Raw genomic sequence first — 22,752 nt, forward strand, 5'->3', positions numbered from 1 at the left:
TCCTCAATCGCTTCACAGCGCTCGGAATCCCTCTCACACACGCGGTCGCGTAATGGAAAACTCTATAGCGGCCTCGTCACGCCAATAGACCGAATTGTGCAACAGAGCCCCCAACAGGCTGTCTACTGGTTTGGGGGTACGTGATGAACGCACTTGCTCAACTGGGGATGGTATCGGAACTCCCGAGAGATATCCAGAACAGCGCTGCTCACTTCGTCGAAGATGAGCGCAAGGATTACTTCATTGAGCGTGATGGCGAGCGGTTTGCTGGCAATCACCTGCTGATCGATTTCTGGGACGCCCGGAATCTCGATGATCCGATGCGGATCGATGAAACGCTGTGCGAAGCTGCGGTTGCGGCTGGCGCGACGATTCTGCACAGCCATTTTCATCACTTCACGCCCAATGGCGGCGTGTCGGGTGTGATCGTGCTGGCGGAAAGCCATATCTCGATCCATACGTGGCCGGAACGGAATTACGCCGCTGTGGACGTGTTCATGTGCGGCGCATGTGATCCGAACCTGTCGATTCCGGTAATGCAGCGCCTGTTCCAGGCCGGCCGGATCGAGGTCGACGCCGTGCGGCGCGGCCGCGTGCAGGACAAGGCCGTCAAGGCTGCCTGAACTGATGAAAGGGCCGGGTCAAACCGGCCCTTTTTCAATATACTCCGACAAGGAAACGATGATCCATGGCTGAAACATGGCTCAACGAGACACTGTACCCGGACTGGGGACAGCGCTTTCTCGTTACGCGTGAGCTCGCACGGGTAAAATCCGATTTTCAGGATGTGGTGGTGTTCGAAAGCTCCAGCCACGGTCGCGTGCTGGTTCTCGACGGCGTCATCCAGATCACCGAGCGTGACGAGTTCGTCTATCAGGAAATGCTGACGCATGTGCCGCTACTGGCGCATCCCTGTGCAAAGCGCGTTCTGATCATCGGTGCGGGTGACGGTGGCGTTCTGCGTCGCGTGTTGCAGCATGAGACGGTCGAGAAGGCTGTCATGGTCGAGATCGACGGTGCGGTGATCGAGCTGTCCAAGCAGTATCTGCCGAACATTGCCGGGGATGCCTGGAATGACCCGCGGGCCGAGGTCATTGTCGGCGACGGCATCGACTATGTGGCGAAAGCGGCTGATGGGTCGTTTGACGTGATCATCGTCGACAGCACCGATCCGATCGGTGTGGGCGAAGTGTTGTTCACGGACGAGTTCTACAGCAACTGCGCGCGCATTCTTTCGGACGAAGGGCTGATCGTGAACCAGTGCGGCGTGCCGTTCATGCAGGCGGATGAACTGCATGAGACGAGCCTGCGCCGTGCGAAGTTCTTCCCGCATGTGGGTGCGTATGTGGCGGCTGTTCCGACCTATGTTGGCGGGTTCATGACGCTGGGTGTGGCCTCCAAGGGGCAGGCGCCGAACACGCAGACGGTGGAGCAGATCCGCGCCCGTGCAGACGCTGCGAAGATTGTGGGAACGACGCGCTATTGGACGCCGGAGATCCATGTTGGGTCGTTCAATCTGCCGCCCTATATTGCCGAGCATCTTCCGAAGACCGGAAAATGATCTCGCGCCTGCTCCTTCGATGAAGGGGCGGGCGGTTACAGCTGCTCTTTCAGGCTGTTGTTGATCCGTTCCAGAAGTGTTACGAGAATATCGCGTTCAAGGGGTGTAAACCCCTTGAGTGCTGCGTCTGTTAAATGTTCCATTATTGGAACAATATTCCAGCTTTTCCGCTGGCCGTCCGGTGTTAGTGTGACCTGTGTGCTGCGACGGTCTGTGGGGTCTGGCTTGCGCTGGATCAGGCCGTCGCGCTCCATTCGGGCGAGAAGTGTCGTCATACCCGGTTGTTCGATATCCGCAAAATCCGCGAGGGCTTTCTGATTGAGTGCTTTTCCGTCCTGCAGGGCCTGCAACACGGGGAGCTGACCGATCCGGAGGCCTGATTTCTTGAGGTCGCGTTCCAGCAAGTGCGTAAAGAGTCTGGTGGTGCGTGTGGTCAGGGCGCTCAGGGGCGACGGGGCGGTCATGCGGATTCCGGGGATCATGTGGATGAAATACATAACATGTTATGTATTCGGAAAATGAAAAACCCGGCTGGCCCTTGCGGGGCCTCACCGGGCTGAAAAATCAGGGCGTCATCTTGGCCAGAGGCGCGACGCAGCGGTGTTCGCGGTAAAGCGTCCATTCGTCGCAGATCTGGTTGGGGGGAAAGGTGCAGGTGCCGGTTTCGCCGCCTGGCGTCCGGACATCGCCGTGTCGGCCGCCCTGCTGCGTGCAATAGACGCTGGCGGGGTTGGGGATGCCGATCAGGCGGGTGCGCGGATTATGCTGCGGATGGGACGCGCAGGCAGACACCGTGCCGCACAGGAGGGTGATGGCGAGGAGGCGTTTCGTGCTTGAAAGCTGCATTGTTCAGGGAGCCCTTTTCTTCAGGAAGCGGACGCTGCGTTCCTTGATGTCCAGTTCTTTTACAGCGTTTGCGAAGACCTCGAAATGCGGGGTCCTGAGGTGCTCTTCGAAAGCCGCGCGGTCGGTATAGACTTCCACCAGAATGACGGTGTCGGCTTCCGTTTCGGGGGAGAGGACCGTGAAGCTGTGGCAGCCGGATTCGTCGGCGATGGAGCGTTCGCTGTCATAGGCGCAGGCTTTGAGAAATTTGTCATAGGTTGCCGGTGTGGTCTCGAATTCGGCAATGACCGTTAGTTCGCCAGCCATGGAGTTCTCCTTTGTGCATTTAAGGTCTCGGGACACAACGCGGGAGCGATCGTAACGATTGCGGAGTTTTTCGGAAACTGGCAGGATTGAATTGATCGACACGGGAGAGATCAGCCGCAAGGCTGGCGCCGAAGGAGCAACCGCCCCGGAAACTCTCAGGCCAAAGGACCGAGGCGGTCAGGACATTCTGGAGAGAGGTGCGCGTGACGCATCCGCCGACGGGATAGCGATCTCAGGCGAAAGGACAGAAGGGGCGACGTTTTTCCGGCCGCGTTCTGCGGAATGCCGGGGGCGTCTGCATCTTCACGTCTTGAGATAGAATGGGCCGGGCTTTTTCGTATGAGCGATTCCCTCCAGCGTACTCCCCTTTACGATCTGAATCTGGAACTTGGCGCGAAGATGGTGCCGTTTGCAGGCTTCGAGATGCCGATCCAGTTCCCTGCGGGGCTGATGGCGGAACATCTGCATACGCGCGAGAAGGCCGGTCTGTTTGACGTGTCCCATATGGGGCAGATCCGTATTGCCGCGAAAAGCGGCGACGTGAAGGACGCTGCTGCGGCTCTGGAGACGCTGGTCCCTGCCGATTATGTCGGACTTGCCGCCGGGCGTCAGCGTTATGGACTGCTGACCAACGAGGACGGTGGCATTCTGGACGATCTGATGGTCGCCAATATGGGCCATGATCTGCTGGTGGTCGTGAATGCCGGGTGCAAGGTTCAGGACGCGGATCGGATCGAGAAGGCGCTGTCTGATCGGTGTGTGGTGACGCGCCAGTTTGATCGCGGTCTTATGGCGCTTCAGGGCCCGGCTGCGGAAGCGGCTCTGGCGCCGCTTTGCCCGGCCGTGAAGGACATGCGCTTCATGGATGTGATCGAGACCGAGCTGGCCACTGCGACTGGGCCCGTGAAGGTGACGGTGTCGCGGTCCGGCTATACGGGCGAGGACGGGTTCGAGATCGGCTGTGCAGGCGCGGATTCTGAAAAAGTCGCGCGTACGATTCTGGCGCAGCCGGATGTGTTGCCGATTGGCTTGGGTGCTCGGGACTCGCTGCGTCTGGAGGCCGGGCTGTGCCTGTATGGGAATGACATTGACGTCACGACCACGCCGGTTGAAGCCTCGCTGGGCTGGGCGATCCAGAAGGCGCGTCGTGAGGGTGGTTCCCGCGAGGGTGGCTATCCGGGTGCTGAGGTCGTGCTGAAGCAGACGCGCGATGGCGTGTCGCGCAAGCGCGTGGGTCTGCTGGCGGAAGGTCGGGCTCCGGTGCGGGCGGGGGCGAAACTCTTTGCCGATGCCGAGGGGCAGAAGGAAATCGGGGTGGTTACGTCCGGGGCGTTTGGCCCGAGCGTGAAGGCTCCTGTTGCGATGGGCTATGTCGCGTCAGATCATGCGGCGCTGGACACACCCGTCTTTGCGGAACTGCGGGGCAAGTATGTGCCGCTGCATGTGCGGGCGATGCCCTTCGTGGCACCCGGTTTCAAGCGCTGAACTTACAGTAGACTTTCAGATCAGGAAAAACAGCAATGACGACCTATTACACGAAGTCCCATGAATGGATCCGCATCGATGGCGAGCAGGCTACCGTCGGCATCACGACGCATGCCTCTGAAGAGCTTGGCGAGCTGGTGTTCGTTGAAGCCAAGGACGAGGGCACGGAAGTTGCCGCCGGTGATGCGGCTGCGGTTGTTGAGTCCGTGAAGGCAGCGTCCGACATCTATGCACCGGTTGCGGGCACGTTGGCTGGCTTCAACGAAGCGCTGTCCGATGATCCGACGCTGGTGGGCCGCGATGCGGAAGGCGAGGGCTGGATCTTCCGCATGACGGTTTCCAACCCGGATGATCTCAAAGGCCTGCTGACGGCCGAACAGTACAAGAGCCTCTGAGGGCTTGAGGGGTCTGCGCTGGCAGGCCCCGTTTTTTCTTTCAGCCTGCCCCAAATTCTTGCCTCCGCTTTTCATGAAATGCCAGAGAACCTGCCTGTGACGACCTTGTGGCCTGCCCAGACCGAAGATTTCAGCTCCCGCCATATCGGCCCGCGCCCTTCCGAAATTGCAGAGATGCTGCGGGTTGTCGGGGCATCCAGCCTTGATGATCTGATTGACCGGACCATTCCGGCCGCCATTCTCGATCGCGGAGATCACGGGATCGGCGCGGCCCTGACCGAGCAGGATGCGCTTGTGCGTCTGCGGCAGATTGCGTCGCGCAATCAGGTTCTGACGTCCATGATCGGGCAGGGTTATTACGATACGGTTCTGCCGCCGGTCATCCAGCGAAACATTCTCGAAAATCCGGCCTGGTACACGGCCTATACGCCGTATCAGCCCGAAATCAGTCAGGGCCGTCTTGAGGCGCTGCTGAATTTCCAGACGCTGGTGGCGGATCTGACGGGTCTGGATATTGCCAATGCGTCCCTGCTGGACGAGGGCACGGCCTGTGCGGAAGCCATGGCGCTGGCGCAGCGTGTGGGTAAGTCAAAAGCCACGGCGTTCTTCGTGGATGCTGACACGCATCCGCAGACGGTTGCCGTGATCCGCACGCGGGCCGAGCCGCTGGGCTGGGACGTTGTGGTCGGTGATCCGGAAACGGATCTGGATGCGTCCTCCGTGTTCGGTGCGCTGCTGTCCTATCCGGGTTCTTCGGGGCAGGTGCGGGATCTGCGCGGCGTGATTGCGGCGCTGCACGAAAAGGGCGCGATTGCGGCTCTGGCCTGTGATCCGCTGGCGCTCGTGGTGCTGGAAAGCCCGGGTGCGCTGGGTGCGGATATCGCGATCGGCTCGATGCAGCGTTATGGCGTGCCGATGGGGGCTGGTGGCCCACATGCGGGGTTCATGGCGACGCGCGATGCGTTCAAGCGACACATGCCGGGGCGTCTGGTTGGCGTGTCGCGCGACAGTGCGGGCAAGCCCGCCTATCGTCTGGCGCTTCAAACGCGCGAACAGCATATCCGCCGCGAGAAGGCCACATCCAACATCTGCACGGCGCAGGCGCTGCTGGCGATCATCGCATCCATGTATGCGGTGTATCATGGTCCGGAAGGGCTGAAGGCGATTGCCGCGCGCACGCACCGGATGGCGGCGATCCTGTCCGCCGGGCTGAAGACTCTGGGCGCGCGCGTCGAGACGGAGGTGTTCTTCGACACGATCACCGTTCAGGCGGGTGCTGCTGCGCCACAGGTTCTGGCGCGGGCCGTGGCTTCGGGCATCAATCTGCGCGATGCGGGGAATGGCCGGATTGGCGTGTCCTGTGACGAGACCACGACGCCGGAAACGATCCGTGCAGTCTGGGCGTCCTTCGCAGGTGAGGATGCGGATCTGGTGTCTGTCGAGCAGGCGCTCGATGTGACGGATGCGTTGCCGGAAGGCCTGTCCCGGACGGCGCCGCTGCTGACGCATCCTGTGTTCCATGCCCATCGTTCCGAGACGGATTTGCTGCGCTACATGCGTGCGCTGGCGGACAAGGATCTGGCGCTGGATCGCACGATGATCCCGCTGGGCTCATGCACCATGAAGCTCAATGCGACGGCGGAGATGATCCCCATCACCTGGCCGGAATTCGCGCGGATTCATCCGTTTGCACCTGCGGATCAGGTTCAGGGTTATGCCGAGCTGTTCACGTATCTGGAGCGCACGCTCTGTGCGATTTCGGGGTATGACGCGGTGTCGCTTCAGCCGAATTCCGGCGCGCAGGGCGAATATGCCGGCCTTCTGGCGATCCGCGGCTATCACCGCGCACGTGGGGATGAGAACCGGGATGTCTGCCTGATTCCGGCCTCGGCGCATGGGACCAATCCGGCTTCGGCCCAGATGGTCGGGATGCGGGTTGTCGTCGTGGCCTGCGATGAGAACGGCAATGTGGATGTCGAGGATCTGAAGGCGAAGATCGCGCAGCATGACGGGCGCGTGGCGGCCATCATGATCACGTATCCGTCCACGCATGGCGTGTTCGAGGAGCGGATTGTCGAGATCTGCGAGCTGGTTCATGAAGCTGGTGGGCAGGTCTATCTGGATGGCGCGAACCTCAATGCTCAGGTTGGGCTGGCGCGGCCGGGTCTGTACGGCGCGGATGTCTCGCATTTCAACCTGCACAAGACGTTCTGCATTCCGCATGGCGGTGGTGGTCCGGGCATGGGGCCGATCGGTGTGGGCAAGCACCTCGCGCCGTATCTGCCGGGGCAGCATGGCATTGCGGTGTCCGCTGCGCCTTTCGGGTCGGCATCCATTCTGCCGATTTCCGCAGCTTACATCATGATGATGGGCGACGAGGGCTTACGTCAGGCGACCACGATGGCGATCCTGAATGCAAACTACATCGCGGCGCGTCTGGAAGGGCATTATCCGGTTCTGTATCGCGGCACGAATGGCTTTACGGCGCATGAATGCATCGTGGATCTGCGGCCGCTTAAGGATACGGTCGGCGTGACGGTGGATGATATCGCCAAGCGTCTGATCGATCATGGCTTCCACGCACCGACGGTCAGCTTCCCGGTGGCCGGGACGTTCATGATCGAGCCGACGGAATCCGAAGGCAAGGGCGAGCTGGATCGCTTCTGCGATGCGATGATCGCCATCCGTGCGGAAATTGCTGAGGTCGAAGCTGGGCATGTTGGGATGGAAGAGAGCCCCCTGCGCTTTGCGCCGCATACGACGGCGGATCTCGCAGGTGTCTGGGAGCGCTCCTACAGCCGTGAGGCCGGATGCTTCCCCGGTGGTGTGAACACGTCGAAATACTGGTCGCCGGTCGGGCGTCTGGACAATGCCTGGGGGGACCGGAACCTTGTCTGTTCCTGCCCGGATATTTCGACCTACGCGGAGGGCTAAACGCGTTTTCGGCCTGATGTTTGAGAAAAGGCGTCTTCCTTTTGGGAGGCGCCTTTTTGCTGTTCGGGCTCTTTTATTGTGATACCCGGCATGGGTTCTTTCTCACAAAGGGGTGAGGTATGGTTTCACGTGAAACACTGCCCGTCTGAGGAAGAAGAGCTTTCGGGTAGTTCCATTGTTGATGAGGAATTTCTCCATGAGTCAGACGGTTCATATCACGGCTGTTATTACGGTCGCGGCGGACCATGTCGCAGCGGCAGAATATGCTTTTGCAGCCTGCATCGTGTCCTCACGCAAGGAAGAAGCCTGCCGCCAGTATGTGATCAGCAGGGACACCGAAAAGGCCGGACGGTTTGTGGCAACTGAAGTCTGGACTTCTGAGGCTGCGTTCGCAGCACATCTGGCGTCGCCGCATTTCAAGGCTCTGGGTGAGGCCCTTGGAAAACTGGGCGCGGAGATCGATATCATGAAGGTTCAGCCGCTTGACGAGGCTGCGGACGCGGTCTGAAGAAGCGGTTTTTGTTTCTGTGGGAATAGGCCCCCATTTCGGGGATCGACTGCTTTGCGGAGCAGCTCTTGAAGACAGGAGAGTCTTTTATGGTTTCGATGGTGACGTTCAAGGTTGACGGGATGTCGTGCAACGGATGTTCGGGCAAGTTGCAGTCCGCGTTGTCCAATGTTCCGGGTGTGTCGTCCGCACAGGTGACGCTTGATCCGGGACAGGCGGCCATTCAGTACGATGAGCAGAAAGTGACGCCGGTTGCATTGCAGCATGTCGTGGAAGATATCGGGTTCGACATCATAGCCTGAGAGGCGTTTGAACGGGCCTGCTGACTATCGTTTGTAATGCGGCAGGCCGAGCCTCTTTATGAGGGCTACGGCACGTAAGCTGAACCCTGCCACGACGGCAATAAGGGCTGCGAGGCTCGTGTTCATGCCCAGCGCTGTCAGGGACACATATGTCCCGGACGACAGGGCGACGGCCGTTACGTAAAGCTCCGGTCGGATGATGATGGATGGCACACCTGCCAGGACATCCCGGAAAATTCCGCCCATGCAGGCGCTGACAATTCCCATGAGAGCCGCGGGAATCAAAGGGATGCCGTGTGCCAGCGCTTTGGCAGATCCAAAGACTCCATAAGCCGCGATTCCGAGACCATCGAACCATTCTACTGCACGGGCCGGCCAAAAACGGGCTGGTGTCAACCAGACGGCAATGGCGGAAAGCAGGCAGGCTGTAATTGGGACGGAGGTGTGCATCCAGAAGACGGGCGCACCGATGAGCAGGTCACGCACCGTTCCGCCGCCGACGCCTGTGATGGCGGCAAAAAACATGAAGGTTACGATGGTCAGGCGCGCCCGTGCCGCTTCTATGGCCCCCGAAATGGCAAAAACGATTGTGCCTGCGATGTCGAGAACAGGCAGGGTGGACGAGGAGAATGCCTGCGGGGAGGGATGGATCATCGGCCGTCTTGGTCAGTGTGTTGAAAACAGAAAAGCCCGGCGCGAAGGCCGGGCTTTCCATAGACGGGATGTTATGACCCGGATTAGACCGAGTAGTACATCTCGAACTCTGCCGGATGCGGCGTGTGTTCGAACTTGTAGACTTCCGGCCACTTGATGTCGATGTAGCTTTCGATCTGGTCCTTGGTGAAGACGCCGCCTTCGAGAAGGAATGCGTGGTCTTCCTTAAGGGCTTCGAGTGCTTCACGGAGCGAGCCACAGACCGTTGGGATCTGGGACAGCTCTTCCTTCGGCAGTTCGTACAGATCCTTGTCCATGGCATCGCCCGGATGGATTTTGTTGCGGATGCCGTCCAGACCGGCCATCAGCATGGCTGCGAAAGCGAGATACGGGTTTGCCATCGGGTCCGGGAAGCGGACTTCGACGCGCTTTGCCTTCGGGTTGGTCGCATGCGGAATACGACACGAAGCCGAGCGGTTCGCAGCGGAGTAGGCCAGAAGCACGGGAGCTTCGAAGCCCGGGATCAGGCGCTTGTAGGAGTTGGTGGACGGGTTCGTGAAGGCGTTCAGGGCCTTCGCGTGCTTGATGATGCCACCGATGTAGAACAGCGCGTCTTCGGACAGGTCTGCATACTTGTCACCAGCGAAAGTCGGCTTGCCGTCCTTCCAGATGGACTGGTGGACATGCATGCCCGAGCCGTTGTCGCCCGCAATCGGCTTCGGCATGAACGTGGCCGTCTTGCCGTAGGAATGGGCGACGTTGTGCACGCAATACTTGTAGATCTGCATGAAGTCGGCGGACTTCACGAGCGTGTCGAACTTCGTGCCGAGCTCGTGCTGCGACTGTGCGACTTCGTGGTGATGCTTTTCGATCGGCAGGCCCATTTCGCCCATCGTCGAAAGCATTTCGGCGCGCAGGTCGTGTTCGCTGTCCACGGGCGGGACCGGGAAGTAGCCACCCTTGACGACAGGGCGGTGGCCCATGTTGCCTTCCGGGTAGGCCTTCAGGGAGGCGCCGGGGCCTTCGATGCTGTCGAGCTGGTACATGCCGAAGTTCGGGCCTGTGCCGAACTGCACGTTGTCGAAGATGAAGAACTCGGCTTCCGGACCGAAGAACGCCGTGTCACCGAAACCAGCTTCCTTAAGGTAGGCTTCTGCGAGCTTGGCGGTCGAGCGCGGGTCGCGGTTGTAGAAATTGCCCGTCTTCGGATCAATAATGTCGCAGAACAGGATCAGCTGCGGCTTGGCCGAGAACGGGTCCATGACGGCCGTTTCCGGGTCCGGAAGCAGGACCATGTCGGACTCGTTGATGGCCTTCCAGCCCTGGATGGACGAACCGTCGAACATGAAACCTTCAACGAAGGTGTCGTCTTCAATGGTCGAGACTGTCTGGGTCGTGTGGTGCCACTTGCCCTTGGGGTCCGTGAAGCGCAGATCGACGAATTCCGCCGCGTGCTCCTGGATCATCTCGAAGACGCGGGCTACGGCCAGCGGGTTCGGAGCGGGCGGCTTGCCCGACGCTGCCGGAGCAGCCTTGGGCGCTGCGGCCTTCGAGGGGCGGCGCGCCGGAGCGGCCTTCGGTGTCGCGGTAGAGGAAGTGGGGGCTTTCTTGGCCATCGATCTGTCGCCTTGCATCGTGTAAACGGCTGCAAAACGATTAAGCGACAAATGCCCGTCTGTCGAGTATGGGAAATTACGCTATTCTGCGGATTTAGGGTAGAATCTTGCGGAAGTTGATCAAAGTTTTCCGCGTCTGGTTCGGAACGTGCATGGAAAAAAGCATCGATCTTCTTTCCCCGCTGGTGGAACGTTATTTGCGTGAATTTTGCGGTAGCCTGTAGATCGTTGCGCGATATGCATCGGAAAACACGGATGCGGGACTGAAAGGCTTTTCAGGCCCGCATTGGCCTGCAATGGTGAGGGGCTTTGTGTTTTCCGTCTGCTCTGGACCTCATCAATGAAAACTCCGAATCAGTATCTTGCAGGTCTTCCGACGACCATTTTCACGATCATGTCCCAGCTTGCCGTAAAACATGGGGCGATCAATCTTGGGCAGGGGTTCCCGGATACGGAGGGCCCGCAGGATATCATTCAGGTGGCTGCCGAGGCGCTTCAGGACGGACGAAACCAGTATGCGCCTCTGACGGGACTACCGGAGTTGCGGGAGGCCGTGGCGTCTTCCAACCGGCGTTTCTATGGGCTGGAGGTCGATCCAGCGACGGAAGTTGTGGTGACGTCCGGGGCTACAGAAGCGCTGGCGGCGTGCCTCATGGCGGTGGTGGAACCGGGGGATGAGGTGGTGGTGATCGAACCGCTTTATGACACCTATTTGCCAGCACTCAGGCTGCTGGGAGCCGTTCCGCGCTGTGTGCGGCTTCAGCCACCGCACTGGTCGCTGCCGGAAGCGGAACTGCGGGCTGCGTTTGGGCCGAAGACAAAGGCGATCATGCTCAATTCGCCGATGAATCCTTCCGGGAAGGTTTTTGTTCGTGAAGAGCTTGAGCTGATTGCGGAACTGGTGCGGGAGCATGATGCATATGCGATCTGCGATGAGGTTTATGAGCACCTGACGTTTCACGTGAAACATATCCCGCTGATGAGCCTTCCGGGGATGCGTGAGCGGTCTATGCGGATCGGGAGTGCGGGCAAGAGTTTCTCCCTGACGGGATGGAAAGTCGGCTATGTGACTGCACCGGCTGCGCTGGCGTCGGTGGTGGCGAAGGCGCATCAGGTTCTGGTGTTCGCGACTGCTCCGAACCTTCAGCGGGCCGTGGCTTATGGGCTGAACAAGGATGAGAGTTACTATCAGGCTCTGTCGTCCCAAATGGAAACACAGCGGGATTTGTTGCGGGATGGTCTGCACCGTTTGGGCTTTGAGACATTGCCTGCCGATGGGAGCTATTTCATCGTGGCGGATATCTCGCGTCATGCAGAGGGGCGCAGCGATGTGGAATTCGCGCGCTGGTTGGTTGAGCATGCGGGCGTTGCGACAATTCCGGTTTCGGCTTTCTATGATCCTGAAGGGGATACTCCCCCACAGAATCTGGTCCGGTTCGCATTCTGTAAAAAGCCGGAGATCCTGCGAGAAGCCTTGAAACGGCTGGAAAAAGCCCTTTCTTAGAAGCTCGGTTCTGTCATTCGTTTTCTGTCTGGAGATTTTTCATGTCTGTTGCTGCTGATGCTCTGGGCGCTCTTGCGACAACCAATACGCTGTTTTTCGGGCGGCCTGATTCAAAGCTGACTCGTGATGACGCCAAAGCGCTCGTTGATCGGGGGCTTGAGGGTGTGGATGACGGTGAGCTTTTTCTGGAATACCGGGAAAACGAGAGCATCAGTCTGGATGACGGGACGATCCGTTCGGCCAGTTTCAACACGTCTTCAGGATTCGGTTTGCGGGCTGTTCTGGGAACGGAGACGGCTTTTGCCCATGCCGACGATATCAGCCGCGACGCTCTGGCACGGGCTGTCAGCACGGTCGGTGCTGTTCGGCAGGGGCGGAGTGGCGTCATGGTGCCGGGGCCACAGGCGACGAACCAGCAGCTTTATGGGGACTCCCGGCCGCTTGAGGGAACGGATTTTGCGGCCCGGGCTGCGGTTCTGAGTGAAATTGACGCCTATGCGCGGGGGCTGGATTCCCGCGTGGTGCAGGTGAGTGCCGTGCTGAGTTCCGAATGGCAGGCGGTGCAGATCATGCGCCGCGCAGATGCCGGGGGCGATGTGGCGGATTTGCGGCCTCTGGTGCGGATGAACGTGTCGGTCGTCGTGGAAAAAGATGGCCAACGCGAGAGCGGAAGCTGTGGTCTGGGCGGGCGTTACGAGCTTGACCGTCTGCTGGCCCCGGACACATGGCGGGACGCGGTCGACAAGGCGTTGAAGCAGGCCCTGATTACGCTGGATGCCGCGCCAGCTCCTGCGGGCGAGATGGATGTGGTGCTTGGGCCGGGTTGGCCGGGTATTCTGCTGCATGAAGCCGTAGGTCACGGGCTGGAAGGGGATTTCAACCGCAAGGGGACCTCATCCTTTTCGGGAATGATCGGCAAGCGTGTGGCCTCTGCGGGCGTGACCGTGGTTGATGACGGAACGCTGCCTGAATGTCGGGGATCGCTCAGTGTTGATGACGAAGGCACGCCGACGTCCCGGACGGTGCTGATCGAGGATGGGATTCTCACCGGCTATCTTCAGGATCGCCTGAATGGGCGCCTGATGGGAACGAAATCAACCGGAAACGGGCGCCGTCAGTCCTATGCTCATGCTCCGATGCCCCGCATGACCAATACGCTGATGCTCGAAGGGAGTGCCACGACGGACGAGATGATCCGTTCGATCAAGCGGGGACTCTATGCTGTGAATTTTGGTGGCGGGCAGGTCGATATCACGTCGGGGAAATTCGTGTTTGCGGCTTCGGAAGCGTATCTCGTGGAAGACGGGAAAATCATTCGCCCGGTAAAGGGCGCGACCCTGATCGGGAATGGTGCGGATGCCATGAACCAGATTTCCATGATCGGATCTGATGTGGCGCTTGATCCGGGAATTGGAACCTGCGGCAAGGCTGGTCAGGGCGTGCCGGTAGGTGTTGGTCAGCCGACCCTGAAGATATCTGGTTTGACGGTGGGTGGTACGGGCTGATCCGGAACAGTTCGGACTGAAAGACGAAAGCAGTCAGCGATGGGACATAATTACGCAAAGCCGTTAACGGCTGAAGCCCGGATGGAACGGGTTTTCTCTCGCCTTCCCGAGGACTGGAATGTCAAAATGGAGCGCCAGTCGAAAGGGAAATGGTCGGTCATGATGCAGCGTCCGGACGGAATGTTGCATCATGAAACCGCTGATAGTCTCATTGAGGCGCTGGAAGAGGTGTGGCGCGCTCTGAGATAAAGGTGCTTAGAAGCTGCTCTGGGTGGCGAGCATGAAGAAGATCCGGTTTACAGCGGGATAGACCAGAAACTGGATCAGCAGCAGGACCACCATGGGTGCAAAATCCACGCCACCCGTATTGGGCAGGATGCTGCGGATCGGCGCCATGACAGGCTCGACGATCTTGGCCAAGGCGTTGAAAATAGAATAGAAAAAGCGGTTGCGGATATCGAGAACTCCGAAACCGAGAAGCATCGACAGAATGCAATACGCCAGCAGAATCCATACGAAAGCCTGGATCAGCATTAGAATAATGGCGTGCAGGGCAACCATGTAAAACCTCGTCGAATGTCGGTCAGGGCAGCCGAAAGGCCGGTCGGAGAACGCTTGTAGCGATAGCAATAGCACAGAACAACATCCTGCGCTCAGGTCTGCTTGACAGCGTGTGGGAAGAGGAGAACTATCTTTTTGCCGTGGGGCTGTAGCTCAGATGGGAGAGCGCCTCGTTCGCAATGAGGAGGTCAGGGGTTCGATTCCCCTCAGCTCCACCATGGTTTCCGAATTTCCCCTGATGAACATTCAATTTTTGAAAGTTATTCTTTCCTGACCTGCCCCACATTAAAACCCATGTTTGACATTGGGTTTTCGGGGGCTGCGGTGGAACGGAGTTTTCAGAATCATGGTGTTCCCCATGCAGTCTGGTTTTACTGTTAGGGACGCCGTGTGTCTGGGAAGGAAAGGTGTCTGGATTGCTTGGGGGCATGAAGTAAATCGCAAGCTGATGCCGTTTATAGCCAAAAATAGCATTGCAAATGATCTGTCGAAATCCAGGGTCGACAACCTGCTTTGTCTGAAGCGAAAGGCAACAGTAATGTCGTTAGAAAATCTGTGTAACGACAATTTAGAGGAGACATAAACTGGCCCGGATGGGCCAGTTTATGTTCTGGATGTGATGAGAACTTAATAGATTCTGCTTTTTACAAAATCTTTCTATTATTCAGCGGCGTCCGTTACGGTTTCGTTTGAAGGCTTTTTCCCGCGGGTTTTGGCCTGGCTTTTTTTAGCTACAGGTTTTTTTGTAGCAGAAGGCGCCTTCTGCTCTGCTGTAAGTGTCACGGTATCCCAGAGAGGACGAATTTTTTTTCTGGTCGACTCGAGAGGTGGATATCGCGTTTCATCAACTCCCGGGATGGTCAGGTCAAAAAAGACCTGTCGGTCGAGGGTGAAGTGCGGGTTGTAAAATGGATCCGTACGAAGCGTCTTGCCCCATTTTTCAATCATGAACTGTGTTTCATGGAAGAAACGACGTTCGGTTGAAGGACGATCATCACTGCCTCGGCTCAGGCTTTCGTGGTGTTCTGCACAGAAATCAGGAGTCCAAATCACTTTGTAGCCGGCGTCGCGAACCTTCAGGCACAGATCGATATCGTTAAACGCCACCTTGAGATGCTCTTCATCAAAGCCTCCCACGAGTTCGAAGGCCGGGCGACGGATCAGCATTCCGGCTGCGGTTACAGCTGAAATTTCCTGCGGGAAGTAAGCGCGACCGGCATAGCCGCCCTCGTTGCGTGGGATGCCGACATGGGCATGACCAGCAACATCTCCGATCCCAAGCAGGACGCCAGCGTGCTGAACAGTCTGATTGGGGTAGACGAATTTTCCACCAACGATTGCAACTTGCGGATCTGCAAGAGCTTCATTGACAAGAATTTCAAGCCAGTTTTCCTGTTCGACAAAAACGTCGTTGTTCAGGAATAAAAGAAAGTCAGATGTCTCGTCTTTTGCTGCAAAATTGTTGATTCGTGAGTAGTTGAAGGGCTCCTTGACTGTCAGAATTTCGACATTAGGAATTCCGTCGACTCTCTTTGCAAAATCTTCTGCTTCTTTTGTAATCGACCAGTTGTTAACCAGAATGACTTTGTAATTCGGATAACGGGTATATTTCTGGATTGCATCCAGGCATCGGGCCGTTGTTGGAATTTCATCTTTATAAGGAATGATGATTGTGACCGACGGAGACTGGTTGAACTGCCAATCCACGGCATAAAGCGTCATACCCATTTGGGAATCGACATGGGCTGGCAGGTTGCGACGCTCGAGATGGTCGTTCACAGCATTGATGCCAGCATCGATAGCGTAGCGCTTGTTACCAATGTCTGAGGCTGTCGAATTTGCAGTGATACGCCAGTGATACAGAATTTCGGGAACGTGATGGATTTTTTCTGCAGGAATGTGTTCGGAAGCCCGCAGCAGAAAATCATGATCCTGCGCGCCGTCATATTCTTTATTCAGGCCACCGACTTTCTGTAGGGCAGACTGGCGAATCATGACAAAGTGGCAGACGTAATTAACGCCTAAAAGAAGTCTGTAATTCCAGTCAGTCTTGAACGCGGGTTCCCGATAATAACCACTGGCGTCAATTTTATCTTCGTCTGAATAGATCAGATCAGCATGGCTTCTCGTGGCTTCTCTGAGCATATATTCGACAGCGACGTCTGCAAGAAGATCATCGTGATCGAAAAACGCGATCCATTCGCCCTGTGCAGCTTCAAGACCAGCATTTGTAGCAACGCTGATGCCGCCATTTTCTTTCTGGAAAATTGGCTTGATGCGAGCATCCGTTTTGGCAAAATTTTCAATGACGGCGCGTAGTTCAGGGTTTTTGCTGCAGTCATCGACCAGAATGAGCTCCCAGTTCTGCCAGGTCTGGGCACGAACACTTTCGATTGCGGCTGTGAAATCCGTGAGGTTCGGATTCCATACCGGGCAGACAATACTGACCAAAGGATTACCAAGAATCAGATCGTTATCCCGTGTACGATCAACATACTTCCGAAGAATCGGGAAGTAGGCAGTTGCCCAGGAATGGTAATCAGCAATGGTAAATCCGGGCTGCGGAAGAATTTCTCGAACCTTGCGGCGCAGGCGGGTCAGCTCAACATGGAGCGCATCAATCTGATCGATCACGTCGATGATCAGGGACTCGTTTGCATCCGTAACAAAACTGGTCAGGCAGGGACTGTTGGCAACTTCCGTCATGTCCGGAAGAATGTAGAAACGGAATTCCTGCTCGTAGGGTTTGCGATACAGATCCGGCGGCGAAAACTGAAAACCGCAATATGGATCGCAGGAGAGGGCTTTTCCGACGTCGCCTCGATATCTGTTGGCTTCAAGCTGAGCAATTTTCTGACCGTTGCAGGTCACGAGAATCTGCTGGTTGCCCTTCCAGCCCTCGACGGCATTACCGCGGACGACCCAGCCACTCAGGACGCCCTGCTTCAGGCCATCTACGAAAGAATGTGTTTCTACAGGGAGCCTTCCAGAGAAGGAAATATGTTCCAGTTTTTGATTTTGGGAGTAGATTTCAATCTGTTTAAGGCGATTTTTAAAAGTAATGTTATGTTTTTTACCATCAAGAAGACTGGGCGGCATTGGAATATGGAAGCCGGTGTTCTTTGATGGAATTCCGGAAGCATGAACATCTTCACGCAGATCGGTACAATTAAATTGGAGAAATTCCTGGCCATCAGCCAGAGCGTGGAGAAATACAGGTTCTGATGGGTTTTCAGTGTCTGTTGCCCATCCTCTTATACCAGTAACGGAAAATTCATCGATTTGGCATATAATCATTAATTTTCTCCTGACGAACCACTAATGCTTTAAATCATATGTAATATTTTAAGCATAGAATAAAAATTAATCTCTTTCAAAGACTCTCCCGGGAAGATTTTGAATTAGTAAAATATCTAACAGCCGGAACAGATACAGGTTTCCATTACGTGAAGCGCATAACATGTATGGAAAGTTCAAATATTTTTAACACCTATCTGTTTTTCGATACGGATAAAGTTACCGAGGTGCGAAAAGTCCCAGATTGAGATGGTGCCCGTTTGAATAATTGACGCCCTGAAGACGGCCATACTCCACAGCATTGAGACCGTATTTATTCAGCGCCCGTTCAAAGGTGGCTTCGTCTTTGTGATCAATCAGTGCCAGGCTGCATTGCGGATGATTATGCAAATATTCTGCTGCCTCGGCGGGGCCGATGAGTTGGGTGTTGGGTCCTGCAAGGAAAACGAGGCTCGGTTCAGAATAAGATGCTGATACGAGGACGCTGTCCGTGCATGGCTGAACATTTTCGAAGAGGTCTGCGATTCTGGGGCTGAGACGGATGGTCTGCAAATTGGGAATGACGCCTAGAAAAAGACCAGCGTGAACGATAACGGCGGCTCCCATGGCGCAGAAGGCGGCCTGTCGACGTTCCTGTTTCAGAAGCATCAGAACGGCCCCAAGCATCAGCGGCAGTGCGCCTCCTAGTGCGATCAGGGCTGAAAGAGAGACTGTGTGCTCAAGACTGTAGAGCGCAATGCTGCCGGCGAAGCAGAAAGCGAGACCGATGATCGTCCATAAAACGCCGTAAGCACCGAGCAGGGCTTTGGCCCACCGTGGGCTTTTGGGGATGGGCCAGATCATCAGGCTGGCTGCGGTGAGGATGGCAATTGCCGGATAGGTTGGCAGGACGTAGTGGGGGAGTTTGGTGGCGATCAGTTCGAACACCAGCCAGTGAGGAAGAATCCAGCTCAGCAGGAAGCGGACCTGTGGCAGTTTTCTGTTTTTCCAGACGGCCGGGATGGCTAGGGCGGCGAAAAGCGATCCGGGCCAGAAGGCGAGTCCGAAGACCAGCAGGTGAAAGCCGGGGGGTAGCCCGTGGGCTTCTTGACCATGCGCTACCTTGCCAAGAAAGTTGCGTCCGACAGCGCGGGCAAAGAAGTCTCCGCCGCTTATGACTTCAATGGCAATGCACCAGGGAACGACCACGGCAAGCATGATAAGCCAGCCCCAGCGCGGGCGAAGACGTGACCACCATGACCGGTCCCGCTCCATCAGCCACAGGGCCAAGGGGGTGCCGAATCCCGGAATGAGGACGACGGGCCCCTTGAGCATGAGTCCCACACCCAGGGCGAGCCAGTAGGCAATTGCGACCCGAAGATGCGTCGGACGATTTTTCTGTCGATCTGTAAAGGCGCATAGAAGCGCAGCCTGAATGCACAGGATGTCGAGCAGCAGGACGGTGTCGATGGTCGCCATATGGCTTTCGGCGACGAACAGGGTTGAGACCATCAACAGGCCAGCGGCCATCAGCCCGGTGGGACCTCCGAACAGGGTTGCGCCGATCCAGGCCGTTAACGGTACAATCGTCGCTGCAGCGAACAGGCTTGGAATTCGGTACGGCCAAGTTTTGCGAAGAACGGAGGGGCCGAAGATTTTTTCGGCGGTAGCTGTTGAAGCCGCTTCCAGCCAGTAGATTCCGGCCGGTTGCAGATAGCGCGGCTTATCCTGAAAGCGGACGTCGATGAAATTATGGGAAAGAAGCATCTGTTCGGATGCTTCCATGTAGCGCGGCTCGTCCCGATCAAGAGGCGGAAGTGTCATGCGGCCGGGAAGGGCAAGCAGAAAGGCCAGCAGCCCCAGAAAAGCATAATGCCGGAGGTTCAGGGTCATGGGCACTCTCTGCGCCGTTCTGTCAGGCCGGACGTGCGGCAGGGAACCGCTGAAGCGGGACCCGGTGACGGTTTCAGTGTTCGGTCAGGTGATCGGGCAGGTGCGTGCGGTTCTGGAGCCACATGACGCCCAAAAGGTCACGGATACCCACAAGAGCCCGGTTGAAATTGGTATATTTCGAGCTGCCGTGCAGTCGGGCGCGATGCTGGACTTCGATGCAGATCAGCGGTGCGCCGTAATGTCCTAGCAGGGCAGGAAGAAAGCGGTGGACGCCTTCGAACTGTGGAATTCTCAGAAAGAGATCGCGCGGGAAAAGTTTGAGCGGGGCACCCGTGTCCGGGCAGCCATCGTTCAGGAGGCGGCGACGCAGTCCGTTCGCAAGGCGCGTGGCAATCCGACGGGACAGGCGGTCGTTGCGTTTTCGGCGGACGCCGACCACCAGAGGCTGGGCCCCCCGCGTCGATATCGCGCGTTCCAGCATTTTCAGGATGGCGGAAGGATCATCCTGTCCGTCGCCGTCGATGGTGGCGATCCACTGTCCATTTGCGGCGGTGATGCCTGTCCGGAGAGCCGCTGATTTTCCGAGACGGTTCGGGTGGCTGATGATGCGGAGACGGGGCAGAAGGGTCTGCCGGGCTTCCAGAAGCTTTTTGACGGTGGAGTCGGTGCTGCCGTCGTCAATAGCCAGAATTTCTATTGAAGAGTCGGCACCGAAGGTTTCGGCCAGTTCCTGACAGACGGGGAGGATATTGTCCGCTTCGTTCAGAACGGCCATGACGACGGAGAGCCTTGTGGGCTGTCCGTCGTCATGAAAGGAACCTTGCACCGTGGAGGTGGGCATCGGATCAGGCAGCGGAGCGCCGAAGGGCTTCCGGCAGGCTGTTGATGCTCTGGTCGAGCAGGCTGGAGGCGATGTCGGGGCTTTCCGTCAGGCGGGTTGACACGACGTCGCGGGCTGCGGCGACTGCGATCTGGGAGGCGCGATCCTGAATTTCACGGATGGCCGAGCGTTCGGCTGCGTGAATCCGATCCTGCGCCATCTTCTCGTAGCGGGCTGCGGCGGCTTCGGCATCCTTGCGGGCGCGTTCTGCCAGACCGGCGGCTTCGGCCTCGGAGCGTGCAAGCATAGCCTGTGTTTCAGCCAGGGTCTTTTCACGCTCGCGGGTGGCGTCTTCCAGCATCTGCTCGGCTTCGCGACGCAGGCGGGCTGCTTCGTCGAGGTCGTGACGGACGCTTTCAGCGCGGGCGTCCAGATGGCCTGTGATGGCAATCCAGAGCTTGCGTCCGAAAATGACGAAGAACAGGACGAAGGCGAGGGCGGTCCAGAACCGGGGATCGTGGAACATCATCGTCTCCTTAGGCGCTGACGCGTTTGACGGCGCTGGCGACAGTCTGTTCGTCCTGCGTGCCGATCAGACGCGCAACCAGATCCTGTGTGGTGCTGGTGGCGATCTCGGACAGGCTGGACAGGGCCTGTTCACGGGACTGGGTGATTCGGGTCTCGGCGTTTGCGATCTCGGCTTCGAGACGCTTGGCCGTTTCCGCAGCGTGAGCATCCGCGCTGGCGCGGGCTTCGCTCTGGATCCGCTCCACATGGGCGCGGGCCTGCTCGGCTGCTTCATGACGGGCGCTGAGGAGTTCCGCGCTGGCGCGGTCGGCCTCGGCTTTAGCCTTGCGGGCAACATCCAGATCGCTCTGGATGCGGGTCCGACGGTTGGTCAGGACCCGTTCGACACGCGGCAGTGCGAAGCGGCTCAGGGCGAGATAGAAGCCGCCGAAAATTACGGCTCCCCAGACGACCTGTCCGATCAGCAGCGGATCGTGAAAGTTCAGCTGTGGCATGCCCGCAGCCACGGCACGGCCCGGCACGGCCGCAAGCGGAGCGGCGAACAGGAAGAGGCGTGGCGTACGGTACATGTTCGACCTCAGGCGAACAGGATCAGGAACGCGATCAGCAGGGCGAACAGCGCGACGGCTTCCGTCAGCGCGAAGCCCAGCATGCCGATGCCGAAGACATGCGGACGCGAAGCCGGGTTGCGGGCAACCGAGCTGATCAGCGTCGAGAAGATGTTGCCGAGACCCATGCCGACGCCGGCGAGGGCGAAAACGGCAATACCGGCACCGAGGTCACGGGCGGCCTGGGCGATGCTGATGCCGAATTCGTGAGCGGCTTGAACGTCCATTGTCAGGTTCCTTAGTTGGGTCGATTAAAAGGGTTAGTGCGAAGCTGGTGTGGCTCAGTGAGCGACGGCCTCACGCAGATAGATGCAGGTGAGGATGGCGAACACATAGGCCTGCAACACACCCACCAGCAGTTCGAGGGCCGTCAGCGCGATGTTGATCGCGATCGGAGCGACGGCCAGAACGTGGCCGAATGCGCCCAGACCGGCGAGCATGATCGTGAAGCCGGCAAACACTTCCAGAAGCACGTGACCCGCCACCATGTTGGCGAAAAGTCGGATCGACAGGCTGACCGGACGCGAAAGGAAAGAAATGAGCTCGATCGGCACCAGCAGCGGAGCAAGCCAGACAGGCGTTCCAGCGGGCAGGAAGTGCTTGAGGAAGCCAACACCCTGAAAACGGATGGAAGCAAGGATCGAGATGACGAACACCATGATGGCCAGACCGAATGTCACGGCGATGTGGCTGGTGTAGGTGAAGGCGAAGGGCAGCAGACCGAGATAGTTGCCAGCCAGAATGAAGAAGAAGATTGCGAAGACGAACGGGAAGAACGTCGCGCCGTTTTCGCCGATCGTGCTGACGGCGAGGTCATGCACGAAGTCGTAGCTGATCTCGGCAGCGGCCTGAAGGCGACCCGGCACAACGGCGGCAGGACGCATTCCGACATACAGAAAAACGAGAACGACAGCGACGGCGATCAGCATGAACAGCGGTGACTGCGAGAACCGCAGGGCTTCTCCCAGATGTCCGAGAACCGGATGGAGCTCGAACTGTCCGAGCGCGTCAATCGTCGATCCGGCTGCCACGCTGGCTTCTCCCGTCATCTTTCGGTCCGGACACCATGTCCGAATCCTTCAAAACCCGCCAGACATTCAACATGCCGGCACCACATCCTGCCAGGGCGAAAACGGACAGGAACAAAGCCCTGTACCCGAACCAGTGACCCAAGGCGTAGCCTATGGCTACACCGACCGCGAGCCCGGCCACAAGGTCGGTTCCCACGCGGATCGCCAGTCCAAGGGATGACATGGAACTGTCATCATTGCCCGCGTCGGTTACGGCGAATTCCCCTGAACGGGGATCGAGCTTCTGACGCGCGCGCTTGAGGCGTTCGTCGAAGTTTCCGTCGTTACCGGCAGGGGCGTGTCCCATGAGATCTGATCCCTTACCCTGTACGCATCATTTTCACCCGGTCATTCAACCGGATTCCTTCTCAGCGCAGGCG

Annotated in this window: 24 protein-coding genes, 1 tRNA gene and 2 riboswitches; of the genes, 11 read left to right on the forward strand and 14 right to left on the reverse strand. The window is 57.9% G+C overall.

Annotated elements, in window-relative coordinates; genetic code table 11:
• Positions 1-143: 143 nt before the first annotated feature.
• Together speD and speE are read left to right on the forward strand one after the other, a co-directional pair.
• The gene (speD, locus tag HKD21_RS13080; protein ID WP_194256074.1) at positions 144-623 is read left to right on the forward strand and encodes an adenosylmethionine decarboxylase; all 480 of its coding nucleotides are present in this window, start codon (positions 144-146) and stop codon (positions 621-623) included.
• A 65-nt stretch (positions 624-688) separates the two neighbouring features.
• Positions 689-1,561, forward strand: a complete 873-nt coding sequence (gene speE / locus HKD21_RS13085; protein WP_194256075.1) for a polyamine aminopropyltransferase — start codon at positions 689-691, stop codon at positions 1,559-1,561.
• Positions 1,562-1,596: 35 nt separating this feature from the next.
• Here speE and HKD21_RS13090 read toward each other — a convergent pair whose 3' ends face one another.
• From HKD21_RS13090 to HKD21_RS13100, 3 genes are all read right to left on the reverse strand, one after another.
• On the reverse strand, positions 1,597-2,025 hold the full coding sequence (locus tag HKD21_RS13090; RefSeq protein WP_228121484.1) for a MarR family winged helix-turn-helix transcriptional regulator: 429 nt from the start codon (positions 2,023-2,025) through the stop codon (positions 1,597-1,599).
• 100 nt (positions 2,026-2,125) lie between these two features.
• Positions 2,126-2,407, reverse strand: a complete 282-nt coding sequence (locus HKD21_RS13095; RefSeq protein WP_194256077.1) for a putative hemolysin — start codon at positions 2,405-2,407, stop codon at positions 2,126-2,128.
• A 3-nt stretch (positions 2,408-2,410) separates the two neighbouring features.
• Positions 2,411-2,713, reverse strand: a complete 303-nt coding sequence (locus HKD21_RS13100) for a putative quinol monooxygenase (RefSeq protein ID WP_194256078.1) — start codon at positions 2,711-2,713, stop codon at positions 2,411-2,413.
• 91 nt (positions 2,714-2,804) lie between these two features.
• Positions 2,805-2,894: riboswitch (glycine riboswitch) on the forward strand.
• Positions 2,895-2,971: riboswitch (glycine riboswitch) on the forward strand.
• Between the two features lie 81 nt (positions 2,972-3,052).
• Between HKD21_RS13100 and gcvT the strand changes: the two genes are divergently transcribed.
• From gcvT to HKD21_RS13125, 5 genes are all read left to right on the forward strand, one after another.
• Entirely contained in the window at positions 3,053-4,198 is a 1,146-nt protein-coding gene (gcvT, locus tag HKD21_RS13105) for a glycine cleavage system aminomethyltransferase GcvT (RefSeq protein ID WP_194256079.1), read from the forward strand.
• 35 nt (positions 4,199-4,233) lie between these two features.
• The gene (gcvH, locus tag HKD21_RS13110; protein ID WP_194256080.1) at positions 4,234-4,593 is read left to right on the forward strand and encodes a glycine cleavage system protein GcvH; all 360 of its coding nucleotides are present in this window, start codon (positions 4,234-4,236) and stop codon (positions 4,591-4,593) included.
• A gap of 78 nt (positions 4,594-4,671) precedes the next feature.
• A complete protein-coding gene (gene gcvP / locus HKD21_RS13115; RefSeq protein ID WP_194256081.1) occupies positions 4,672-7,527 on the forward strand; it encodes an aminomethyl-transferring glycine dehydrogenase in 2,856 nt (951 codons plus the stop codon).
• A gap of 196 nt (positions 7,528-7,723) precedes the next feature.
• On the forward strand, positions 7,724-8,035 hold the full coding sequence (locus tag HKD21_RS13120; protein ID WP_194256082.1) for a putative quinol monooxygenase: 312 nt from the start codon (positions 7,724-7,726) through the stop codon (positions 8,033-8,035).
• Between the two features lie 89 nt (positions 8,036-8,124).
• On the forward strand, positions 8,125-8,337 hold the full coding sequence (locus tag HKD21_RS13125; RefSeq protein WP_194256083.1) for a heavy-metal-associated domain-containing protein: 213 nt from the start codon (positions 8,125-8,127) through the stop codon (positions 8,335-8,337).
• Positions 8,338-8,361: 24 nt separating this feature from the next.
• Here the strand turns inward: HKD21_RS13125 and HKD21_RS13130 are convergent, their stop codons facing one another.
• Both HKD21_RS13130 and glnA read right to left on the reverse strand, forming a co-directional pair.
• The gene (locus tag HKD21_RS13130) at positions 8,362-8,991 is read right to left on the reverse strand and encodes a trimeric intracellular cation channel family protein (RefSeq protein ID WP_194256084.1); all 630 of its coding nucleotides are present in this window, start codon (positions 8,989-8,991) and stop codon (positions 8,362-8,364) included.
• 83 nt (positions 8,992-9,074) lie between these two features.
• Positions 9,075-10,457 carry a type I glutamate--ammonia ligase gene (gene glnA / locus HKD21_RS13135; protein ID WP_194256102.1) on the reverse strand — a complete coding sequence of 461 codons (1,383 nt, stop codon included), beginning with the start codon at positions 10,455-10,457 and terminating at the stop codon, positions 9,075-9,077.
• A gap of 490 nt (positions 10,458-10,947) precedes the next feature.
• Here glnA and HKD21_RS13140 point away from each other — a divergent pair, with 490 nt between their 5' ends.
• The 3 genes from HKD21_RS13140 to HKD21_RS13150 are packed head-to-tail and all read left to right on the forward strand — an operon-like array spanning position 10,948 to position 13,865.
• Positions 10,948-12,111, forward strand: coding sequence for an aminotransferase (locus HKD21_RS13140; RefSeq protein ID WP_194256085.1), 1,164 nt, complete (start codon positions 10,948-10,950; stop codon positions 12,109-12,111).
• Positions 12,112-12,152: 41 nt separating this feature from the next.
• Positions 12,153-13,616 carry a metalloprotease TldD gene (gene tldD / locus HKD21_RS13145; protein WP_194256086.1) on the forward strand — a complete coding sequence of 488 codons (1,464 nt, stop codon included), beginning with the start codon at positions 12,153-12,155 and terminating at the stop codon, positions 13,614-13,616.
• Positions 13,617-13,655: 39 nt separating this feature from the next.
• Positions 13,656-13,865 carry a hypothetical protein gene (locus tag HKD21_RS13150; RefSeq protein WP_194256087.1) on the forward strand — a complete coding sequence of 70 codons (210 nt, stop codon included), beginning with the start codon at positions 13,656-13,658 and terminating at the stop codon, positions 13,863-13,865.
• A 6-nt stretch (positions 13,866-13,871) separates the two neighbouring features.
• Here the strand turns inward: HKD21_RS13150 and HKD21_RS13155 are convergent, their stop codons facing one another.
• On the reverse strand, positions 13,872-14,177 hold the full coding sequence (locus HKD21_RS13155; protein ID WP_194256088.1) for a YggT family protein: 306 nt from the start codon (positions 14,175-14,177) through the stop codon (positions 13,872-13,874).
• A 142-nt stretch (positions 14,178-14,319) separates the two neighbouring features.
• On the opposite strand from HKD21_RS13155, the gene HKD21_RS13160 reads away from it, so the two are divergent.
• Positions 14,320-14,395, forward strand: a tRNA-Ala gene (locus HKD21_RS13160).
• A gap of 442 nt (positions 14,396-14,837) precedes the next feature.
• Here HKD21_RS13160 and HKD21_RS13165 read toward each other — a convergent pair.
• The 8 genes from HKD21_RS13165 to HKD21_RS13200 form a co-directional block, all read right to left on the reverse strand.
• On the reverse strand, positions 14,838-17,474 hold the full coding sequence (locus HKD21_RS13165) for a glycosyltransferase family 2 protein (RefSeq protein WP_194256089.1): 2,637 nt from the start codon (positions 17,472-17,474) through the stop codon (positions 14,838-14,840).
• 219 nt (positions 17,475-17,693) lie between these two features.
• Positions 17,694-19,346, reverse strand: coding sequence for an ArnT family glycosyltransferase (locus HKD21_RS13170; RefSeq protein ID WP_194256090.1), 1,653 nt, complete (start codon positions 19,344-19,346; stop codon positions 17,694-17,696).
• Positions 19,347-19,419: 73 nt separating this feature from the next.
• Positions 19,420-20,187: a glycosyltransferase family 2 protein gene (locus HKD21_RS13175; RefSeq protein WP_194256091.1), complete on the reverse strand. Its 768-nt coding sequence runs from the start codon at positions 20,185-20,187 to the stop codon at positions 19,420-19,422.
• 4 nt (positions 20,188-20,191) lie between these two features.
• The gene (locus HKD21_RS13180; RefSeq protein WP_194256103.1) at positions 20,192-20,692 is read right to left on the reverse strand and encodes a F0F1 ATP synthase subunit B family protein; all 501 of its coding nucleotides are present in this window, start codon (positions 20,690-20,692) and stop codon (positions 20,192-20,194) included.
• Between the two features lie 10 nt (positions 20,693-20,702).
• On the reverse strand, positions 20,703-21,263 hold the full coding sequence (locus HKD21_RS13185) for a F0F1 ATP synthase subunit B family protein (RefSeq protein WP_099287272.1): 561 nt from the start codon (positions 21,261-21,263) through the stop codon (positions 20,703-20,705).
• Positions 21,264-21,271: 8 nt separating this feature from the next.
• Positions 21,272-21,499 carry an ATP synthase subunit C family protein gene (locus HKD21_RS13190; protein ID WP_024717170.1) on the reverse strand — a complete coding sequence of 76 codons (228 nt, stop codon included), beginning with the start codon at positions 21,497-21,499 and terminating at the stop codon, positions 21,272-21,274.
• Positions 21,500-21,583: 84 nt separating this feature from the next.
• The gene (locus HKD21_RS13195) at positions 21,584-22,333 is read right to left on the reverse strand and encodes a F0F1 ATP synthase subunit A (RefSeq protein ID WP_194256104.1); all 750 of its coding nucleotides are present in this window, start codon (positions 22,331-22,333) and stop codon (positions 21,584-21,586) included.
• Positions 22,311-22,679, reverse strand: coding sequence for an AtpZ/AtpI family protein (locus tag HKD21_RS13200; protein WP_194256092.1), 369 nt, complete (start codon positions 22,677-22,679; stop codon positions 22,311-22,313). Before HKD21_RS13200 ends, HKD21_RS13195 begins: the two co-directional genes overlap by 23 nt.
• Positions 22,680-22,752 lie beyond the last annotated feature (73 nt).

The organism is Gluconobacter cerevisiae (assembly GCF_015244675.1).
Taxonomy (GTDB): domain Bacteria; phylum Pseudomonadota; class Alphaproteobacteria; order Acetobacterales; family Acetobacteraceae; genus Gluconobacter; species Gluconobacter cerevisiae.

Excerpts from the sequence above, each read along its gene's own strand:
- gcvP (WP_194256081.1), top strand. The coding sequence starts at position 4,672 with ATGCCAGAGAACCTGCCTGTGACGACCTTGTGGCCTGCCCAGACCGAA.
- HKD21_RS13130 (WP_194256084.1), bottom strand. The coding sequence starts at position 8,991 with ATGATCCATCCCTCCCCGCAGGCATTCTCCTCGTCCACCCTGCCTGTT.
- HKD21_RS13140 (WP_194256085.1), top strand. The coding sequence starts at position 10,948 with ATGAAAACTCCGAATCAGTATCTTGCAGGTCTTCCGACGACCATTTTC.
- HKD21_RS13125 (WP_194256083.1), top strand. The coding sequence starts at position 8,125 with ATGGTTTCGATGGTGACGTTCAAGGTTGACGGGATGTCGTGCAACGGA.
- HKD21_RS13165 (WP_194256089.1), bottom strand. The coding sequence starts at position 17,474 with ATGATTATATGCCAAATCGATGAATTTTCCGTTACTGGTATAAGAGGA.
- speD (WP_194256074.1), top strand. The coding sequence starts at position 144 with ATGAACGCACTTGCTCAACTGGGGATGGTATCGGAACTCCCGAGAGAT.
- HKD21_RS13170 (WP_194256090.1), bottom strand. The coding sequence starts at position 19,346 with ATGACCCTGAACCTCCGGCATTATGCTTTTCTGGGGCTGCTGGCCTTT.
- HKD21_RS13185 (WP_099287272.1), bottom strand. The coding sequence starts at position 21,263 with ATGTACCGTACGCCACGCCTCTTCCTGTTCGCCGCTCCGCTTGCGGCC.
- speE (WP_194256075.1), top strand. The coding sequence starts at position 689 with ATGGCTGAAACATGGCTCAACGAGACACTGTACCCGGACTGGGGACAG.
- HKD21_RS13200 (WP_194256092.1), bottom strand. The coding sequence starts at position 22,679 with ATGGGACACGCCCCTGCCGGTAACGACGGAAACTTCGACGAACGCCTC.
- HKD21_RS13090 (WP_228121484.1), bottom strand. The coding sequence starts at position 2,025 with ATGACCGCCCCGTCGCCCCTGAGCGCCCTGACCACACGCACCACCAGA.
- HKD21_RS13150 (WP_194256087.1), top strand. The coding sequence starts at position 13,656 with ATGGGACATAATTACGCAAAGCCGTTAACGGCTGAAGCCCGGATGGAA.
- HKD21_RS13120 (WP_194256082.1), top strand. The coding sequence starts at position 7,724 with ATGAGTCAGACGGTTCATATCACGGCTGTTATTACGGTCGCGGCGGAC.
- HKD21_RS13095 (WP_194256077.1), bottom strand. The coding sequence starts at position 2,407 with ATGCAGCTTTCAAGCACGAAACGCCTCCTCGCCATCACCCTCCTGTGC.
- HKD21_RS13175 (WP_194256091.1), bottom strand. The coding sequence starts at position 20,187 with ATGCCCACCTCCACGGTGCAAGGTTCCTTTCATGACGACGGACAGCCC.
- gcvH (WP_194256080.1), top strand. The coding sequence starts at position 4,234 with ATGACGACCTATTACACGAAGTCCCATGAATGGATCCGCATCGATGGC.
- gcvT (WP_194256079.1), top strand. The coding sequence starts at position 3,053 with ATGAGCGATTCCCTCCAGCGTACTCCCCTTTACGATCTGAATCTGGAA.
- glnA (WP_194256102.1), bottom strand. The coding sequence starts at position 10,457 with ATGATCCAGGAGCACGCGGCGGAATTCGTCGATCTGCGCTTCACGGAC.
- tldD (WP_194256086.1), top strand. The coding sequence starts at position 12,153 with ATGTCTGTTGCTGCTGATGCTCTGGGCGCTCTTGCGACAACCAATACG.
- HKD21_RS13180 (WP_194256103.1), bottom strand. The coding sequence starts at position 20,692 with ATGTTCCACGATCCCCGGTTCTGGACCGCCCTCGCCTTCGTCCTGTTC.
- HKD21_RS13100 (WP_194256078.1), bottom strand. The coding sequence starts at position 2,713 with ATGGCTGGCGAACTAACGGTCATTGCCGAATTCGAGACCACACCGGCA.
- HKD21_RS13155 (WP_194256088.1), bottom strand. The coding sequence starts at position 14,177 with ATGGTTGCCCTGCACGCCATTATTCTAATGCTGATCCAGGCTTTCGTA.